Genomic DNA, 16848 nt, shown 5'->3' on the forward strand with positions numbered 1-16848 from the left:
CTTTCGACGTGTTGACGCGGCACGAAGAACAATCGTTTCCTAGGGCGGGCCGGAAGCGGCCCGCCTTTTCCTTTCAGGAACTTGTCTTAACCCGGGCGCTCTAGTCTGGGGCCCATCAGGCGCATGCAAACGTCCATGCGCCAGCCTTGCGAGGGGTAAGCGTGCAGATCTACCTGCCGATCGCCGAGCTGCCGATCAGCGTGCTGATGGTTCTCGGCCTGAGTGGCGCGGTGGGCTTCATCTCCGGCCTGTTCGGCGTCGGCGGCGGCTTCCTGCTGACTCCCCTGCTGATCTTCCTCGACATCCCGCCGGCGGTTGCCGTCGCCACGGTCGCGGCACAGGTCGCGGGCTCCTCGATGACCGGCGTGCTGACCTATCTCCGGCGCAAGGCGCTCGACCTCAAGCTCGGCGGCGTGCTGGTCAGCGGCGGCATCCTCGGCACGGTGCTCGGCGTGCTGTTCTTCAACACGATGAAGCGGCTCGGACAGCTCGATCTCGTGATCACGCTGTCCTATGTCACGCTGTTCTCGATCATCGGCGGGCTGATGCTCTACGATGCGCTGCGGGCGATGCTGCGCGTCCGGGCCGGCAAGCCGGCGCGCCTGAAGCGACGCGGCGGCATGCATCCGTGGTGGATGGGCCTGCCCTTCCGCCAGCGCTTCTACCGGTCCGGCCTTTATTGCAGCGTCATTCCCATCGCGCTGCTCGCGGTGATCATCGGCTTCATCGGCGCCGTGCTCGGCGTCGGCGGTGGCTTCATCCTGGTGCCCGGCCTGATCTATTTCTTCCGCATTCCGCCGGCGGTGGTGGTCGGCACCTCGCTGTTCCAGATCCTGGTGACGATGACCGGCGCCACCGTGCTGCACGCCGTCACCAACCAGTCGGTCGACATCGTGCTGGCCGTGCTGCTGCTGCTCGGCGGAGTGATCGGCGCGCAGTTCGGCGGCCGTGCGGCGCGCAGCCTCAATGTCGAATCCTTCCGCCTGCTGCTGGCGCTGCTGATCCTCTCCGTCGGCCTGCGCTTCGCCATCGAGCTCTTCATCCCGCCGAGCGAGCCCTTCTCGGTCGTCGTTCCGGAGAGCGGGCGATGAGGTGGCTCGCCGCAATCCTCGCCGCCCTCTCGATCGGGTTCACGGTCGGCACAGCCCGCGCCGAGACGCTGATCGCGGCGATGTCGAGCCACCAGATCCAGATCACATCGAACTATACCGGCAGCCAGCTCACGGTGTTCGGGCTGGTCGAGCGCGACGGCCGCACGGTCGCGCGCGGCGATCCCTACGACATCATCGTCACGGTACGCGGGCCGAAGCGCATGCTGCTGGTACGCGAGAAGGAGCGGCTCGGCCCGATCTGGATCAACCGGACGCAGCGGCGCTTTCCCGACAACCCGGTCTTCCTGCATGTCGCCAGCAACCGCCCGATCGCGGAGATGATGTCCAACGAGACGGCGCAGCGCGACCGCATCGGCCTCGTCAATGCCGAGCGGCCCTCCGGCAGCTGGGTCGATCTCGATCCCGGCGCGCGGCGCTTCCGCGAAAGCCTTGTCCGGATCATGCAGGGCAAGGACCTCTACGGCTACGAGGAGCGCGGCGTCACCTTCCTGTCGAACGCGCTGTTCAGCGCCCCGGTCGACATCCCCGCGACGGCGCCGACCGGCTCCTACACCGTGGACATCGTGCTTTATTCGGGCGGTGTGCCGCTGGCGCGGCAGCAGACCAATTTCGAGGTGATCAAGACCGGCATCGAGCAGCGCCTGGCGCTGGGCGCCTATGACTGGGCCCTGCTCTACGGCCTCGTCACCGTGCTTCTGGCACTGTTCCTGGGCTGGGGCGCGAGCGTGATCTTCCGGCGCGACTAGAAGAGATCGGCATAGGGCAGGAAGGGTGCAGCCTCCCCCGCCTCGACCCGCGCGATCTCCTCGGCGAGCACGACGAGCCCGTCCGACTGCGCGAGCGAGGCGAGCGAGCCCGCCCCCTCGCCTGAATGCCTGCGCGCGCTGGTCACACCTTCGCCATCCTTCTCCAGAGATACCCGCAGGAATTCGCGCCGACCCGGCTTCTTGGCATGCGAGAAGCCCAACCTGACCAGCCGGGCTGACGGCGGAAGATAAGTCTCGCCCGCCAATCGCGCGAGGAGCGGACGGGCGACAAAGGCGAAGCCGACGAAGACCGCAACTGGATTGCCGGGTAGTCCGATAAAGGGCGTCCCGGCGACGCGGCCGATTGCGATCGGCTTGCCCGGCTTGATCGCCACGCGCCAGAGATCGAGCGTGCCGCAAGCGATGACCGCATCCCTGACATGATCGGCTTCGCCGACCGAGACGCCGCCGGAGGTAAGCACAAGATCGCAATCGGCTGCCGCCTCGCGCAGCCGTTGCTCCAGCCCCCCGGCTTCGTCGCGCAGGATGCCGAGATCGACGGTTTCGGCACCGGCCCGCGCCAACAGGGCGCGCAGCATCGCCCGGTTGGCGTCGTAGATCGCGGCCGGAGCGAGCGCCTGGCCCGGCTCGGTCAGCTCGTCACCGGTCGAGAACAGGGCGACGCGCGGGCGACGGCGCACGGTGACATCGGCCAGCCCCAACGCTGCGAGCAGACCCAGATCCTGCGGGCGCAGGCGCCGCCCCGCCGGCAGAATCGCCTGCCCGCGCGCGACATCCTCGCCCGCCGATCGCAGATTGGCGCCGCGCCGAATGCCGGCCGGCAGCACGACCGCGCCGTCGCTCGCGACAGCGTCCTCCTGCATCACGATGGTATCGGCACCCTCGGGAACCGGCGCGCCGGTGAAGATGCGCCAGGCGCCATGCTCCAGCACCGCAGCAGCTTCGCCGGCCATTGTCCGGCCGAGGATCGGCAGACTGGTCGCCGCGCCGGTCGTGAGATCGGCGAAGCGGACGGCATAGCCATCGACCGCGGAATTCGCGAAGGGAGGCAAGTCGCGCGGCGCAACCACCGCTTGCACCAGCACATGGCCATCGGCTTCGGCGAGAGGCAGTACCAGCGCGCCGGCAACCGGATGGACGCGCGACACGGCGTCGGCCGCGGCTTCGTCCAGCGTGAGGAGCCCGGAATCGGATCTGCCGCCGCCCAGTCGCACCATCACGGTCCCCGCCTGCTTCGGCCGCCTGGACACATCGCCGCCCGCTTCCTCCCGATCGCTCGCCTCTTCATCGTCGGCGTGGCGGAAGGGGTCAAGTGACCTGCGTCAAGGCGGCGGTTGCCGCGCCCCGAACAGCCGTCCTATGAAGCAGCATGACGACGATGGCCCCGGCGGGCGCGACCCTCGATATCATTCCGCTCGACCTGCGCGGCCTGAAATGCCCGCTCCCGGTACTGCGCGTCCGCAAGGCGCTGATAGCGGCGCGGGCCGGCAGCCTGCTCGTCGTGGAATGCACCGACCCGATGGCGGCGATCGATCTGCCCAATCTCGTCCGCGAGACCGGCGACACCATTGAGCGACTGGGGGATGCGGATGGCGCCCTCGTCTTCCATATCCGCAAGGCGGCGTGAGGCCGCGAGCGAACGGAGTTCAACCACGTGAGCCTTTCCCAAGCCGATGTCCTGCGGGCGCTCGAACTGGTGAAGCTGCCGGCGAGCGGGCAATCGCTCGCCGCCTCCGGCCGGATCGGCGATATCCTCGTCGATGGCGGCAAGGTGATCTTCGCGATCGGCATCGACGCGACCGAAGCGGCGGCGATGGAGCCGGTGCGCAAGGCGGCCGAGAGCGCAGTCGGCGGCCTGCCAGGCGTGACGCAGGTTCTGGTCGGGCTGACCGCCGACAAGGCCGGCCCCTCGGCCGGCATGCAGGCCCGCCAGCAGGCGCAGCGCCCCGGGCCGGGCGGCGCACCGAAGCCCGCCGGCGTGCCGGGCGTGAAGCAGATCATCGCGGTGGCCAGCGGCAAGGGCGGCGTCGGCAAATCGACGACCGCGGCCAATCTCGCTGTGGCGCTTTCGACGCTGGGCCTCAAGGTCGGCGTGCTCGATTCCGACATCTACGGACCGTCCATGCCGAAGATCTTCGGCATCAAGGGCAAGCCGCAGATCGTCTCGGGCCGGACGCTGGCGCCGATGGAAGCCTATGGGCTCAAGGTGATGTCGATCGGCTTCCTCGTCGATGAGGAGACGCCGATGATCTGGCGCGGGCCGATGGTGATCTCGGCGATCACCCAGATGCTGCGCGAGGTCGCCTGGGGCGATCTCGACGTGCTCGTCGTCGACATGCCGCCCGGCACCGGCGACGCCCAGCTCACCATGGCCCAGCAGGTGCCGCTTGCGGGCGCCGTCATCGTCTCGACGCCGCAGGACCTCGCCTTGCTCGACGCGCGCCGCGGCGTCGCGATGTTCAGGAAGGTCGCGGTGCCGATTCTCGGCCTGGTCGAGAACATGAGCTATTTCACCTGTCCGGCCTGCGGGCATCGCTCCGACATCTTCGCCCATGGCGGCGCCCGGCACGAAGCCGAGCGGCTCTCCATCCCCTTCCTCGGCGAAATCCCGCTGGCCATGCCGATCCGCGAGACATCGGATGGCGGCCGACCGATCGTCGCGAGCGATCCGTCGAGCGCCCATGCCAAGGCCTATGTCGCGCTGGCGCGACAGGTGCAGGCCAGCCTAGGCGGCGCGGTGCGGGCGGCGCCGCGGATCGTCATCGAATAAGGTCGAGCACGCGATGCCGGCAGCTTGACAAACCTGGAAATCTGTTCTTCTTTTGTTCTATATTCAGAAGGACGAAAACCATGGCCGTCCATCGCGCCCGCCATATCGGAATCGGCATCGACCGACCGGTGGAGGAGGTCTATGCCTTCCTCGCCGACCCCGTGAATTTCCCGCGCTGGGCCGAAGGGCTCGGCCACAGCTTCGTGCAAGTCGAGGGCATGACCTGGCGCGCCGAGACGCCGATGGGGCCAATGCGCATCCTGTTCAGCGAGCCGAACAATCACGGCGTGCTCGACCACGCCGTCATTCCCGAGCACGGCCCGGCCATGCACAATCCGATGCGCGTCGTCGCCAATGGCGACGGGGCGGAAGTGGTCTTCACGCTGTTCCAGCGCGACGGCATGTCCGACGACGAGATGGCCCGGGATGCGGCCATGGTCAGCCGTGACCTCGCGGCCCTGAAAGCGCTGCTGGAACGATAAGACGCGCTTAGATGGTGGCCGCCAGACGCTCGGCTTCGGCAAGGTCCTCAAGCGTGTTGACGTTGAAGAAGGGATCGACGGACTCGGCTGACCACTCGGCGACGGCGACGCCATGGCCTTGCGTCCAGCGGCCGAGTCTGCGTTCCCCTGCTAACAATGCCTGACGTAGGTCCTCACGCAGCGAGACCGGCCAGAGGCCGATGGCGTGATGCTGCTGGCCACCCGAGGCGGCGCAGGCAAGCGGTGTTCCGGCAGCAATGCGCGCGCGATGCAATCGCGCAGCGAGATCATCCGGGATGAAGGGCGTATCGGCAGCCACGCTGAGCAGCCACTCGGTTTGCGGCCGATGCTCGGCGACCCAATCGAGGCCGGCCAGAACGCCGGCGAGGGGACCCGCGAAATCAGGAACCGTATCGGCGACGACCGGTAGGCCGAATTCGGCCAGGCGTGCGGGATCGCCATTGGCGTTGAGCAGGAGGTCGTCGCACTGTCCGCGCAGACGCTCGATGACATGGGCGAGGATCGGCCGGCCGGCGAGCGGCTTCAGGGCCTTGTCGCCGCCGCCCATCCGCCGGGCGAGGCCGCCCGCGAGAATCAGGCCGATCGTGGGCGTCTCCGCCATGCCGCTCGATCAGGCCGCGACGGCCGTGGCGGCCTGCACCCAGCGCTCCACGACCTCTTCGTCAACGGGCAATTCCTGCCAGTCGTCGCCAGCGAAGTCGCGCCAGGCCGGCAGGAAATCGCTGCGCACGGCAATCAGCAGCGGCAGGCCCGCGAGCAGCGCGCCGGCGATCTCCTGGCGCAGCCCCTCGCCCAGGGCTTCCTGCTTGCCGAAGCGGTTGACGATCACGAGATCGGCGCACCCGGCCAGCGCATCGGAAAAGGCTGCGGCTGCCGCCGCAAGCCCGGCCGCGTCGAGATGGCAGCCCGAAGCGCCGGCGCCGAGATCCTGGCTGATCGGAAAGCGCCGGCCGCTCGCAACGTCCTCCAGCGACATCGCCATGCAGCGATCGTCACAGGTCGCGTCGTTGTGCTGGACCACGCCGCCGAGGCGCAGGCCCTGCCGTTTCAGCCTGTCGACGAGGCCGTGCATGAAGGCATCGATCGCGAAGCCGCTCGCAAAGGGGATGGCTGCCAGCATGGTCATGCCGGTTTCTCTCATGAACGCTCCCGCTCCGCCAGTGGCGGCAGCGCCGCGCCCCTGCAATCCCGCCGGAGAGATGCCGCGACAGTGTTGCGCCGCACCTACAGTCGGGCGCGCCTGCGCCCGCTAGGGTGGCAGGCTGAGGCCCCGTGACGACCGCCGGAACGCATGATCCGAAAGAACGCTCAAGCCCCGCTCGACCCGGCTACCGACGCCGCGCTGCTGCTGCGGCGCATCGGCTTCGGCACGCTGGCCCTCGTCCTGCCGCTGGCCGCGCTGGTGTCGCGCCGGGCCGCCGTCGTGCTGGTGCCGATCGGTGTCGCGCTGCTGATCATCGCGAGCCTGATCGAGGATCCCCGCAAATTCGTGGCGACCCTTCGGGCCTTGCTGCTGAGCCGCCCCGGCGTGATCCTGATCGGCCTGATCGCCTGGGCCTTCCTGTCGCTGGTCTGGAGTCCGTTCCCGGGCGCAGCCGTTGAGAAGGCCGGCAATCTCATGCTCGCGGCCCTTCTCGGCTTCGTCGGCCTCTCCGCCCTGCCTGAGCGGATGCGCTCGTCGAACCTCAATCTCGTCGCACTCGGCACCGGCAGCGCCGGCATCTTCGCGCTCGGCCTGATCGCGGTCGCGGCGCTGCGCCATGCCGAGACGCCGCCGGGCGCCGTCGAGCGTGGCGTCTCGATCATCCTGATCATGGCCTGGCCGGCACTGGCCTGGCTGCTCTCGCGCGAGCGAGGCTTGAGCGCACTCGGGCTCGCGCTCGTCGTGGCGCTGCTGGCGCTGACGCGGTTCGAGGACGGCGAGACGCTGGCGATGATCTTCGGTGCGGTCGCCTTCGGCGCGGTCACCGCCAGCCGCGAGCGCGCGACGCAGATCATCGCCACGATCGTCGCCGGCTTGATGCTGCTCGCGCCGATCCTGCCCTTCCTGCTGGCGCCGCTCGTCTCGATCCTGCCGGACAGCGCCGACGACTTCGCACAGATGCTGTCGATCTGGGCCGATGTGATCCGGCAATCGCCGATCGAAGTGATCACCGGGCACGGTCTCGATACCGTCCTGCGCGGCCAGATGAGCGGCACCCTGCCCCAGCCCGCTCCGGCGACGCTGCTGTTCGAGACCTGGTACGAGCTTGGCCTGGTCGGTGCTGCGGCGGCGGCGGCCTGCCTCTATTTCGCGATCCGCGCCGCCGGGCGCATGACCGGAGCGCTCGCCGCCGGCGGCGTCGCCGCTTTCACCACCGCCTTCGCACTCAGCGTCTTCGGCTTCGCGCCGCTGCTGCCCTGGTGGCTGATGACCCTGACGGCCGTCATGCTCCTTTTCGGCGCCATCGCGCGGGGGCAGTACCGGACCGACCGCCCCGCCGTGCCGCTGCCGACACGCGCCCCCAACCATACGCGCCCCAAAGCCTCCCAACCGCCGCGCCCATAGCGGCCCGGACGACCGGCGCTTGACGGGCCGGCATCTGCCGCGCTCTCGTGCCGCCTGATCGGAATCGCTGCGGCAGAGGACAAGAGCGCCATGACCTTCGACGTCACCCCGTTCGACGTCACCCTCGCCGACGTCCAGGCCGCGGCCGCCCGCATCGCCGGCAAGGTCCGGCGCACGCCGACCTATCATAGCGTCGGATTGTCGGAGCGCCTGGGAGTCGAGACCTGGATCAAGCTGGAAAGCCTGCAGCTCGGCGGCTCCTTCAAAGTGCGGGGCTGCTTCAACAAGCTGTCAGGCCTGAGCGAGGCGGAGCTCCGGCGCGGCGTCGTCACTGTGTCCGGCGGCAATCATGCGATCGCCGTCTCCCTCGTCGCGCGCACGGTCGGCACGCGGGCGCTGGTGCTGATGCCGAAAGCGACGCCGGCGCTCAATATCCGCCTGACGGAGGAAGCCGGCGGGCAGGTCGAGCTCTGCGAGGATTCCATCGCCGCCTTCGCCAAGGCCGAGACTTACGCCGCGCAGGGCATGACCCATGTCCACTCCTATGACGACCCGGCGATCATCGCCGGCCATGGCACGCTCGGCCTCGAACTGGCTGCCGATGCCGGCGGGCGGCTCGACCATGTCTTCGTCTCGGTCGGCGGCGGGGGCTTTTCGGCCGGCGTCGGCGCTGCCCTGAAAGGCCTCGATCCGGCCGTACGCCTGCACGGCGTCGAGACCGAAGGCGCCACGACGATGACACAAGCACTCGCGGCCGGCGAACCGGTCTCGATCCGCCCGACCTCGATCGCCCGCACGCTCGGCGCGCCCTTCGCGACCAGGCGCACGATGGCGGCCGCCCGGCAATTGCTGGAGGACATCATCGTCGTGCCGGATGCCGCCGCAGTCCGCGAGCTGGTCTGGGCCCTGGAGAACGAACGCGTCCTGCTGGAGCCGGCGGCCGCCTGCGTGATCGCCGCGGCGCTGGAGCGGAAGGATAGCTTCCGGCCGGGCGAGCGCATCTGTCTCGTGCTCTGCGGCTCGAACGTCGCCCTCGCGGATATCGAGAGCTGGCGCTCGGGCTTCGGGATTTAAGACACCTCGATCAGCGGCTGTTGCGCGCCACCCGCGTGTAGTGGCGGCGCTTGCCGGCGGAAGCGTAGCGGCTGCGCTTGTGGCCGTGCCAGGAAATCTCGCGCGCGCCGACATCGGCATGGACCAGGCCGTTCGAGTAGGTGCCGACACCGCCGACGTTTTCGATCGCGCGCGCCGCAGCGGCGGCCTTGCGCGACGACGTCGCCATCGGCCGAAAATCGATCGCCCGGCCGCTGTAGTGCTGGGAGTGGCGGGCATGACGGCCGCCGCAGGTCGAGGTGATCTGAATCGGGCCGATCTTTGCGACGAGATCGGCGATCATCGCCTTCGTCTCGGGCTTGAGGCAGCCGAGGCCTTTGACCTGCGGCTGAAAGGAGATTTTCTCGGGCGTAACATCAGCCAGGGCGGCAGCAGGCAAGAAGCCGCACAGTAACGCAAGCAACGACAAGCGACGCATCATCTACCAAACATGTAAGGGGGGATTGGAAAGGATCAGGCCAGATAATCTCGATGGCCCGAGCGGATGCCGCCTCCGCTAATCGTGAAGCAAGGCCAAATCATGGCTGAGACCTTTCCAGATTATTTCACGCCGTTCATCCGGAACGCTCCTGGCTCTTGGTCACGCGACGATGACCCAGCGATTGGCGATCACGGGAATGCGCAAGCGAAGCCGCCGACGAAGCGCTGTCACCCCGTGCGCGGTGCAGCGCGCAGCGGTGCTCCGCAGACACGGGACCGCATGACGAGAATGTTCCTTTTCCGGAGAACGGTCCCGTGTCTGCGCAGCGGCATTCCATGCCGCAGCGCGCACGGGATGACCCGGGGAATGGCACCCGCCATTCCGCGAAGGCCCATCCCCTGCGCGCCACCGGCTTGGACAGGCGGGGCGCGGCTGGGCTAGCCTGCGCGACGGCACCCGCTTTCTGCGCGGTCGCCCCATACGATCTCAGAGGATACGATGCCCAAGACCGACATCATCGCGGCGCTGACCCCGGAAATCACCGCGATCCGCCGCGACATCCACCGCCACCCCGAACTGATGTACGACGTTCACCGGACTGCCGGCCTCGTCGCCGACAAGCTCAAGGAATGGGGCGTCGATGAAGTCGCCACTGGCGTCGGCCAGACCGGCGTGGTCGGCATCATCAAGGGCAAGGGCCAGAATTCCGGCCGGGTCATCGCCATGCGCGCCGACATGGACGCGCTGCCGATCCATGAAGAGACCAATCTCCCGCACCGCTCGACCGTGCCCGGCAAGATGCATGCCTGCGGCCATGACGGCCACACCGCCATGCTGCTCGGCGCCGCCAAGTACCTGACCGAGACCCGCGATTTCGACGGCACCGCCGTGCTGATCTTCCAGCCGGCCGAAGAAGGCGGCGCCGGCGCCAAGGCGATGATCGACGATGGGCTGATCACCCGCTTCGGCATCCAGGAAGTCTACGGCATGCACAACAAGCCGGGCGTGCCCGTCGGCAAGTTCGAGATCCGCAAGGGTCCTGCGATGGCCGCAGCCGACCGCATCCACATCAAGATCGAGGGCCTTGGCGGGCACGCGGCGGCGCCGCACCGCGTCAACGACCCGATCGTCGCCTCCTGCGCGCTCGTCACCGCGCTGCAGACGGTGTCCTCGCGCAATGCCGATCCGCTCGATTCCATCGTGGTCTCGGTAACGGCGCTGAATGCCGGCGAGGCGTTCAACGTCATCCCCCAGACCGCCGAGATCAAGGGTTCGGTCCGCACGCTGACGCCGGAGATGCGCGCGCTGGCGCAAAAGCGCATCACCGAAATCGTCGAGGGCGTGATGAAGGCCTTCGGCATGAAGTATGAGCTGGAGTACCATCTCGGCTATCCCGTGACCTTCAACCATGCCGGCCAGACCGATTTCGCCACCAGCGTGACGAAGGAGGCCTTCGGCTCGGACGCGATCAACACCGAAGTGCCGCCGACCATGGGCTCGGAGGATTTCTCCTACATGCTGGAGGAGCGCCCCGGAGCCTTCATCAACATCGGCAACGGTGACTCGGCGGGCCTGCACAACCCGGCCTATGAGTTCAACGATGCGGCGATCCCGGTCGGCGTGAACTACTGGGCGAGCCTCATCGAGATCGCCATGCCGCAGCGGGCCTGACGGCCGGGCGATGAGCGACATCGATTGTCTGGTGATCGGGGCCGGCGTCGTCGGCCTCGCAGTTGCCCGCGAACTGGCGCTGGCCGGACGCGAGGTCGTCATCGCTGAGGCTACCGAGGGCATCGGCACCCAGACCTCGGCACGCAATTCCGAGGTCATCCATGCCGGGATCTACTATCCGCCCGGCTCGCTGAAGGCCCGCGTCTGCGTCGCGGGCCGCAGCAAACTCTATCGCTACCTGCAAGAACGCGGCCTGCCGCACAAGGCCTGCGGCAAGCTGATCGTCGCCACCTCTGAAGCCCAGAAGCCGGCGCTGGAGACGATCATGACGCGCGCCAAGGCTTCGGGCGTCGATACGCTGCGCTGGCTCTCCGGCGCCGAGGCGAAGGCGATGGAGCCGGAGGTGCGCTGCGAGATCGCGCTCCTCTCGCCAGAGACCGGCGTGGTCGACAGTCATGCGCTAATGCTGTCTCTGCTCGGCGAGTGCGAGGCGGCCGGCGGATCGCTCGCGCTGAACACGCCGATCACCGGCTGGCGGCGCGAGACTGAAGGCTTCAGCGTCGATTTCGGCGGTGCGGAGCCTGCGACCTACACGGTGCGGACGGTGGTCAATTCGGCCGGCCATGGCGCACCGAAGCTGCTCGGCCTGCTCGACGGCTTTCCGTCTGAACACGTGCCGGTGCAGCACTATGCCAAGGGCAACTATTTCGCGCTGACCGGCAAGCAGCCGTTCAGCCACCTGGTCTATCCGGTGCCTGAAGCGGCTGGGCTCGGCATCCACGCCACCATCGACATGGGCGGGCGGGTCAAGTTCGGCCCCGATGTCGAATGGGTCGGGAGCGATCAGGATCTGGTGGTCGATCCGGCCCGCGCCGAGAAATTCTACGCGGCCATCCGGACCTATTGGCCGGCACTGCCGGACGGCGCGCTCGTCGCGGATTATGCCGGTATCCGGCCGAAGCTGCACGGGCCGAGCCAGCCGATGCCGGACTTCCGCGTCGACGGACCGGAGACGCATAGGGTGGCAGGGCTGGTCAATCTGCTCGGCATCGAGAGCCCGGGGCTGACCAGTTCGCTCGCGATCGCGGAGATGGTGCGCGAGAAGCTGTCGTAGAGTGTCATCCCGCACGCGCTGCGGCACGAAGTGCTGCTGCGCAGATGCGGGACCGCGCGGCAAGAAGGCGCCTTTTCCTGAGAACGGTCCCGTGTCTGCGCCGCAGCGTTTCACGCTGCAGCGCGCACGGGATGACAGCCTTCTTTTCCCGCGATCTTATCGCGCGTTGCGCTGCTCTTACCCCCGCGCCTTCAGGAACGCTTCCTTCGCCTCGCGCGCCAGCGTTTCGATCCGCTTCCAGTCACCCGCAGCGATCGCATCGGCCGGGACCAGCCAGGAGCCACCCACGCAGATCACCTGCGGCAGGGCGAGATAATCTCCGAGGTTCTTCAGGCCGACGCCGCCGGTCGGACAGAAGGTCATCTGCGGGAACGGGCCGGAGAGCGCCTTCAGGGCCGGCGGGCCGCCGGCCTGCTCGGCCGGGAAGAACTTCGCTGTCGTGCGGCCAGCGGCAACGGCGCGCATGCAGTCGGACGCTGTAGCGACGCCCGGCAGCCAGGGCAGACCCGCCTTGCGCAGCGCCTCGTCGACACTCTCGCTGAAGCCCGGGCTGACCACGGCCTGCGCGCCGGCATCCTTGACTTGCTGGGCCTGGGCCGGGGTGACGACCGTGCCAGCAACCGCCAGCGCCTTCGGAACCGATTTTGCGATGGCGGCGAGCGCTTCCATCGCGGCCGGGCGGCGCAACGTGACCTCGACGACATCGATGCCGCCGGCGACCAGCGCATGGGCGAGATCGACGGCGCGCGAAGCGTCCTCGATCACCACGACGGGGATCACGCCGCAATTCTTCAACCGGGCAATCGCGGCAGTCTCGTCCATGGTCTCGTCTTTCAATCGATTTGAACTGGCAACCGGGCTCTACTCCTTCGCCCAGTAGACGTCGAGCCCTCGCGCGCTGCCGAGCAGAAGGTCGACAGGCAATGGCTGCTGCCCGCGCTCCGGAGCGGCCTTGAGTACAGCTTCCTTGGCAGTGCCGGAGACGAGCAGGCTCGCCCAGCCGGCCCCGAGCAGGCGAGCGGGCGAGAGCGAGAGCCGCGGCGGCAATCCCGGCGGGCGGGCGACGACGATGCCGCTGTCCGGCACCGCATTGAAGGCAGCCTCCGCGCCGGGAAAGAGCGAGGCGATATGCCCGTCGGCGCCCATGCCGCTGACGAGCAGGTCGATCTGGGGCAGTTCGGCAAGTTTGGCGCACAGCACGGCAGCAGCGGCCTCGATGTCGCTGCCGTGCTCGTGGAAGGACAGGAACGAGGCTCGCCCTTCCGCCAGCGGCGCGAATTGCGCCCGGATCATGCGCTCGTTCGAAGCGGCATCATCGGCGGCGACGAAGCGTTCGTCGGTCGGCAGCAGTGTGACCTGTTCCCATGGCAGGTCATGCTGGCCGAGCGCGGCGAGGAAGCCGGCCGGGGTCGTGCCGCCGGGCACGGCGAGAAGCGCCCTGCCCTGCCCGGCAAGCAAATCCTTCAGCCGGATCGCAACCGCCTCCGCCAGCGCCTCGGAGGCGTCGGCCAGAGTGGCGAAGCGGTGCCAGGCGAGCGGGCCGGCCATCAGACCAGATCCGGATCGGCCCAGGAGCGGCCGTCGCGCTCGATCAGGCCGATCGCCTGCGACGGCCCCCAGGAGCCGGCGGCATAGCGATGCGGGTGGGGATAGTAGTCCTGCCAGCCGGCGATGATCGGATCGACCCAGCTCCAGGCCTGCTCGACCTCGTCGCGATGCATGAACAGCGTCTGATCGCCGCGGATCACGTCGGTCAGCAGGCGCTCATAGGCGTCCGGGGTGCGCTCGTCGAAGGCCGTGGAATAGCGCAGGTCGAGCTGGCGCGGCACGATCTTGAGCCGGCCGGAACCGGGCACCTTCATCATCAACTGGAGCTGCACGCCGTCATTCGGCTGCAGGCGGATGAAGAGGCGGTTGGCGTCGAGCCTGTCACCGCCGCCATTGCCGAAGATCGAATGCGGCACCGGCTTGAAGGTGACGGCGATCTCGGAATAGCGCTGCGCCATGCGCTTGCCCGTACGCAGATAGATCGGCACGCCGGCCCAGCGCCAGTTGTCGACCTCGCAACGGATCGCGACGAAGGTCTCGGTGTTGGAGGCGTGGCCGAGTTCGTCGGCATAGCCCTTGACGCGCTGGCCATCGATCTGGCCGGCGCCGTACTGGCCCCGCACGGTAAAGCGCTGGACGTCCGGTCCGACGATCGGACGCAGCGCCTTCAAGACCTTGATCTTCTCGTCGCGGACGGCGCCGGCCTCCAGCATATTCGGCGGCTCGATGGCGAAGAGGGTGAGCAACTGCATGAGATGGTTCTGCACCATGTCGCGCATATGCCCGGACTTGTCGTAGTAGCCGGCGCGCTGCTCCAGGCCGACCGTCTCGGCCACGGTGATCTGGACATGGTCGATGTCGCGGCTCGACCAGGAGCGCTCGAACAGCGTGTTGGCGAAGCGCAGGACGAGCAGGTTCTGCACCGTCTCCTTGCCGAGATAATGGTCGATCCGGTAGGTCCGGCTTTCCGGCAGGATGCGCGCGACGGCATCGTTGATCGCCCGCGCCGAGGCGAGGTCGCGGCCAAGCGGCTTCTCCAGGATGACACGCGAGGTCGGCGTCAGGATGTCGGCCTTGGCCAAGTTCTCGCAGATCGGGATGAACAGGTCGGGCGGGGTCGAGAGATAGAAGGAGCGGACGCGCTCGCTGTCGCCCAGTGCCTTCTTCAAAGCCTTGTAGGTTTCCGGTTTCAGCGCATCGAGCATCACCATGGTCAGGCGGCGCAGGAAGGGCTCGACCTGATCCTTCGGGATGCCCTCTTCATCGAGGCGCCTGGCGATCTGCTTGGGCAGGCCCTCGACATCCTCCTCCTTGCGGACGACGGCGAGGATGCGGCTCTCTTCGGGCAGGACGCCCTCGCGGTTGCGCTGGGCCAGCGCCGGGAAGAGCTTGCGCAGGGCGAGATCGCCGCCCGCCCCGAAGATCACGAGATCGAAGGGCGGGACCGGTGTCCGCTCGGGAATGCTCTCGGGCCGAAGCGCGTTGTCCACGGTTGCGTCCATAAGTCCTGTAACTCCGTCAGGCGGTGCCGGTTCGCTGGGCCGGCGCAAGGCCTTGCAGGCCGGTCGCAATCCGAACCGGACACGAAGCAGCTAGCGCAAGGCTGCGACCAGAGTGAGACGGATTTGCCGCGCTGCAAAGAGGGGACGGCGCAGGGCCGATCCCCTCGTCGTTCAGCCCGCGCGCCGGAAGCCTGCGCTCGCGGTCAGCAATTGCTGGGCATAGGCTGTCTGCGGCTGGCGCGCGGCCAGGGTCTCGACCGTCATTTCCTCGACGGCACGGCCGAACTGCATGACCAGCAGGCGCTCGCACATGTGGCCAACGACCGAGAGATCGTGGCTGACGAGGATATAGGTCAGCTTGCGTTCCTGCCGCAGCGCCGCGAGCAGGTTCAGCACCTCCGCCTGGATCGAGACGTCGAGCGCCGAGGTCGGCTCGTCCAGCAGCAGGATCGAGGGTTCGAGCACGAGCGCTCGCGCGATCGCGACGCGCTGGCGCTGGCCGCCCGAGAGCTGGTGCGGGTAGCGGAAGCGGAACGAGGCCGGCAGGCCAACATCGGAGAGCGCCTTGCCGATCCGGGCCTCGGCATTGTCGAGGCCATGGATCGCGAGCGGTTCGGCCAGCGTATCGTCGACCGTCTTCTTGGGATGCAGCGAACCATAGGGGTCCTGGAAGACCATCTGGACGTTGCGGTAGAAAGCCTTGTCGCGAGCCTTGGGCTGCACAACGCCCTCGATCGCGACATTGCCGCTCCATTCGCGGTTGAGACCGGAAAGCACCCGCAGGACGGTCGACTTGCCCGAGCCGGACTCGCCGACGAGGCCGTAGCTCTCGCCCTTGCGGACTTCGAAGGAGAGGTCCTTCACGACATGGGAGTCGCCGAAGGAGACGTTGAGCTTGTCGACGGAGATCGCTGCGTTCGTCATGCCAGCCACGCAGGGTCACGGTTGAGGGTGGCGAGTTTCGCCCGAGGATGGTCGAGGTCCGGCAGGCATTCGAGCAGGCCGAGCGTATAGGGGTGGCGCCGGCTGCGCGCGGCCGTGTCCGCGAGTTCCGCCGCCGGCAGCGTCTCCATGACCTTGCCGCCATACATGACGATGACGCGGTCGCAGAAGGACTGCACCAGATGCAGGTCGTGGCTGATGAAGATCAGCCCCATGCCGCGCTCGGTGACGAGATCGTCGAGGATCTTCAGGATCTGGAGTTGAACGGTGACGTCGAGCGCCGAGGTCGGTTCGTCGGCGATCAGGACCTCGGGCTCAGCGATCAGCATCATCGCGATCATGACGCGCTGGCCCATGCCGCCCGAGACCTCGTGCGGGTAAAGGTCGTAGACGCGCGCGGGCTCGCGGATCTGCACCTGCTCCAGCATGGCAAGGCTGCGCTCGCGCGCCTCGCGGGAGCCGGCCTTGCGGTGGATGCGATAGGCCTCGGCGATCTGGCTGCCCACGGTCTCGACCGGATTCAGCGAGAATTTCGGGTCCTGCATCACCATGGAGATGTGGCGGCCGCGGAGCTTGCGCCTGATACCCTTGTCCATGGCCGTCAGGTCCTGGCCGCGGAAGCGCATGCGGTCGGCGCTGACGACGCCGGGATGCGGGATCAGGTCGAGGATGGCGCGGCCGGTCATCGACTTGCCGGAACCGGACTCGCCGACGATGCCGAGCCGCTCGCGGCCGAGCGTGAAGGACAGGCCGCGCACGGCGTGGACGATGCCGGTCGGTGTGTGGAAATCGACCTTGAGATTGTCGACTTCGAGAAGAGGCTGCTCGCTCGTCATC

General features: G+C 68.0%; 18 protein-coding genes. 9 read left to right on the plus strand and 9 right to left on the minus strand.

Translation table 11 applies throughout. The features are described 5' to 3' along the window. Positions 1 to 161: 161 nt before the first annotated feature. Both BLQ70_RS04470 and BLQ70_RS04475 read left to right on the plus strand, forming a co-directional pair. Positions 162 to 1091 (plus strand): sulfite exporter TauE/SafE family protein, encoded by a 930-nt coding sequence (locus BLQ70_RS04470; RefSeq protein WP_091855943.1) that lies wholly within the window; start codon positions 162 to 164, stop codon positions 1089 to 1091. After that, positions 1088 to 1858 carry a TIGR02186 family protein gene (locus BLQ70_RS04475; protein ID WP_091855944.1) on the plus strand — a complete coding sequence of 257 codons (771 nt, stop codon included), beginning with the start codon at positions 1088 to 1090 and terminating at the stop codon, positions 1856 to 1858. Before BLQ70_RS04470 ends, BLQ70_RS04475 begins: the two co-directional genes overlap by 4 nt. Here the strand turns inward: BLQ70_RS04475 and BLQ70_RS04480 are convergent. Beyond that, positions 1855 to 3096 carry a molybdopterin molybdotransferase MoeA gene (locus tag BLQ70_RS04480; RefSeq protein WP_091855945.1) on the minus strand — a complete coding sequence of 414 codons (1242 nt, stop codon included), beginning with the start codon at positions 3094 to 3096 and terminating at the stop codon, positions 1855 to 1857. The two genes, BLQ70_RS04475 and BLQ70_RS04480, sit on opposite strands and share 4 nt — an antisense overlap. A 152-nt stretch (positions 3097 to 3248) precedes the next feature. Here BLQ70_RS04480 and BLQ70_RS04485 point away from each other — a divergent pair, with 152 nt between their 5' ends. The 3 genes from BLQ70_RS04485 (at position 3249) to BLQ70_RS04495 (ending at position 5131) form a co-directional block, all read left to right on the plus strand. Continuing rightward, the gene (locus BLQ70_RS04485; RefSeq protein WP_425284549.1) at positions 3249 to 3506 is read left to right on the plus strand and encodes a sulfurtransferase TusA family protein; all 258 of its coding nucleotides are present in this window, start codon (positions 3249 to 3251) and stop codon (positions 3504 to 3506) included. Positions 3507 to 3533: 27 nt separating this feature from the next. Next, a complete protein-coding gene (locus BLQ70_RS04490; RefSeq protein ID WP_091855946.1) occupies positions 3534 to 4649 on the plus strand; it encodes an Mrp/NBP35 family ATP-binding protein in 1116 nt (371 codons plus the stop codon). 80 nt (positions 4650 to 4729) lie between these two features. Continuing rightward, positions 4730 to 5131, plus strand: a complete 402-nt coding sequence (locus tag BLQ70_RS04495; protein ID WP_061964999.1) for an SRPBCC family protein — start codon at positions 4730 to 4732, stop codon at positions 5129 to 5131. A gap of 7 nt (positions 5132 to 5138) precedes the next feature. Here BLQ70_RS04495 and mobA read toward each other — a convergent pair whose 3' ends face one another. After that, the gene (gene mobA / locus BLQ70_RS04500) at positions 5139 to 5753 is read right to left on the minus strand and encodes a molybdenum cofactor guanylyltransferase MobA (RefSeq protein ID WP_091855947.1); all 615 of its coding nucleotides are present in this window, start codon (positions 5751 to 5753) and stop codon (positions 5139 to 5141) included. Positions 5754 to 5762: 9 nt separating this feature from the next. Further along, entirely contained in the window at positions 5763 to 6278 is a 516-nt protein-coding gene (locus BLQ70_RS04505) for a DUF2478 domain-containing protein (protein ID WP_170843304.1), read from the minus strand. A gap of 165 nt (positions 6279 to 6443) precedes the next feature. On the opposite strand from BLQ70_RS04505, the gene BLQ70_RS04510 reads away from it, so the two are divergent. Together BLQ70_RS04510 and BLQ70_RS04515 are read left to right on the plus strand one after the other, a co-directional pair. After that, positions 6444 to 7700, plus strand: coding sequence for a hypothetical protein (locus BLQ70_RS04510; protein WP_091855949.1), 1257 nt, complete (start codon positions 6444 to 6446; stop codon positions 7698 to 7700). Positions 7701 to 7790: 90 nt separating this feature from the next. After that, positions 7791 to 8774 (plus strand): threonine ammonia-lyase, encoded by a 984-nt coding sequence (locus tag BLQ70_RS04515; protein ID WP_091855950.1) that lies wholly within the window; start codon positions 7791 to 7793, stop codon positions 8772 to 8774. A gap of 10 nt (positions 8775 to 8784) precedes the next feature. Here the strand turns inward: BLQ70_RS04515 and BLQ70_RS04520 are convergent, their stop codons facing one another. Further along, positions 8785 to 9096, minus strand: a complete 312-nt coding sequence (locus tag BLQ70_RS04520; RefSeq protein ID WP_170843305.1) for a DUF882 domain-containing protein — start codon at positions 9094 to 9096, stop codon at positions 8785 to 8787. Between the two features lie 636 nt (positions 9097 to 9732). On the opposite strand from BLQ70_RS04520, the gene BLQ70_RS04525 reads away from it, so the two are divergent. After that, positions 9733 to 10905, plus strand: coding sequence for a M20 aminoacylase family protein (locus BLQ70_RS04525; protein WP_091855951.1), 1173 nt, complete (start codon positions 9733 to 9735; stop codon positions 10903 to 10905). 10 nt (positions 10906 to 10915) lie between these two features. Then, positions 10916 to 12019, plus strand: a complete 1104-nt coding sequence (locus tag BLQ70_RS04530) for an NAD(P)/FAD-dependent oxidoreductase (RefSeq protein ID WP_091855952.1) — start codon at positions 10916 to 10918, stop codon at positions 12017 to 12019. A gap of 177 nt (positions 12020 to 12196) precedes the next feature. On the opposite strand, the gene eda is transcribed toward BLQ70_RS04530, so the two are convergent. The 5 genes from eda to BLQ70_RS04555 form a co-directional block, all read right to left on the minus strand. Next, positions 12197 to 12841: a bifunctional 4-hydroxy-2-oxoglutarate aldolase/2-dehydro-3-deoxy-phosphogluconate aldolase gene (eda, locus tag BLQ70_RS04535; RefSeq protein ID WP_091855953.1), complete on the minus strand. Its 645-nt coding sequence runs from the start codon at positions 12839 to 12841 to the stop codon at positions 12197 to 12199. A 39-nt stretch (positions 12842 to 12880) separates the two neighbouring features. Beyond that, entirely contained in the window at positions 12881 to 13567 is a 687-nt protein-coding gene (gene pgl / locus BLQ70_RS04540) for a 6-phosphogluconolactonase (RefSeq protein WP_091855954.1), read from the minus strand. Next, positions 13567 to 15069 carry a glucose-6-phosphate dehydrogenase gene (zwf, locus tag BLQ70_RS04545; RefSeq protein WP_091855955.1) on the minus strand — a complete coding sequence of 501 codons (1503 nt, stop codon included), beginning with the start codon at positions 15067 to 15069 and terminating at the stop codon, positions 13567 to 13569. Before zwf ends, pgl begins: the two co-directional genes overlap by 1 nt. 171 nt (positions 15070 to 15240) lie before the next feature. Then, positions 15241 to 15993 carry an ABC transporter ATP-binding protein gene (locus tag BLQ70_RS04550; protein WP_091855956.1) on the minus strand — a complete coding sequence of 251 codons (753 nt, stop codon included), beginning with the start codon at positions 15991 to 15993 and terminating at the stop codon, positions 15241 to 15243. Further along, positions 15990 to 16847: an ABC transporter ATP-binding protein gene (locus BLQ70_RS04555; RefSeq protein WP_091855957.1), complete on the minus strand. Its 858-nt coding sequence runs from the start codon at positions 16845 to 16847 to the stop codon at positions 15990 to 15992. The genes BLQ70_RS04550 and BLQ70_RS04555 overlap by 4 nt, the downstream gene beginning before the upstream one ends. Between the last annotated feature and the right edge of the window lies 1 nt (position 16848).

This window comes from Allobosea robiniae (assembly GCF_900102525.1).
Taxonomy (GTDB): domain Bacteria; phylum Pseudomonadota; class Alphaproteobacteria; order Rhizobiales; family Beijerinckiaceae; genus Allobosea; species Allobosea robiniae.

Coding starts and splice junctions, on each gene's coding strand:
- zwf (WP_091855955.1), bottom strand. CDS start 15,069: ATGGACGCAACCGTGGACAACGCGCTTCGGCCCGAGAGCATTCCCGAG.
- eda (WP_091855953.1), bottom strand. CDS start 12,841: ATGGACGAGACTGCCGCGATTGCCCGGTTGAAGAATTGCGGCGTGATC.
- BLQ70_RS04495 (WP_061964999.1), top strand. CDS start 4,730: ATGGCCGTCCATCGCGCCCGCCATATCGGAATCGGCATCGACCGACCG.
- BLQ70_RS04515 (WP_091855950.1), top strand. CDS start 7,791: ATGACCTTCGACGTCACCCCGTTCGACGTCACCCTCGCCGACGTCCAG.
- BLQ70_RS04550 (WP_091855956.1), bottom strand. CDS start 15,993: ATGACGAACGCAGCGATCTCCGTCGACAAGCTCAACGTCTCCTTCGGC.
- pgl (WP_091855954.1), bottom strand. CDS start 13,567: ATGGCCGGCCCGCTCGCCTGGCACCGCTTCGCCACTCTGGCCGACGCC.
- BLQ70_RS04505 (WP_170843304.1), bottom strand. CDS start 6,278: ATGACCATGCTGGCAGCCATCCCCTTTGCGAGCGGCTTCGCGATCGAT.
- BLQ70_RS04475 (WP_091855944.1), top strand. CDS start 1,088: ATGAGGTGGCTCGCCGCAATCCTCGCCGCCCTCTCGATCGGGTTCACG.
- BLQ70_RS04530 (WP_091855952.1), top strand. CDS start 10,916: ATGAGCGACATCGATTGTCTGGTGATCGGGGCCGGCGTCGTCGGCCTC.
- BLQ70_RS04485 (WP_425284549.1), top strand. CDS start 3,249: ATGACGACGATGGCCCCGGCGGGCGCGACCCTCGATATCATTCCGCTC.
- BLQ70_RS04525 (WP_091855951.1), top strand. CDS start 9,733: ATGCCCAAGACCGACATCATCGCGGCGCTGACCCCGGAAATCACCGCG.
- BLQ70_RS04520 (WP_170843305.1), bottom strand. CDS start 9,096: ATGATCGCCGATCTCGTCGCAAAGATCGGCCCGATTCAGATCACCTCG.
- BLQ70_RS04510 (WP_091855949.1), top strand. CDS start 6,444: ATGATCCGAAAGAACGCTCAAGCCCCGCTCGACCCGGCTACCGACGCC.
- BLQ70_RS04555 (WP_091855957.1), bottom strand. CDS start 16,847: ATGACGAGCGAGCAGCCTCTTCTCGAAGTCGACAATCTCAAGGTCGAT.
- mobA (WP_091855947.1), bottom strand. CDS start 5,753: ATGGCGGAGACGCCCACGATCGGCCTGATTCTCGCGGGCGGCCTCGCC.
- BLQ70_RS04480 (WP_091855945.1), bottom strand. CDS start 3,096: ATGGTGCGACTGGGCGGCGGCAGATCCGATTCCGGGCTCCTCACGCTG.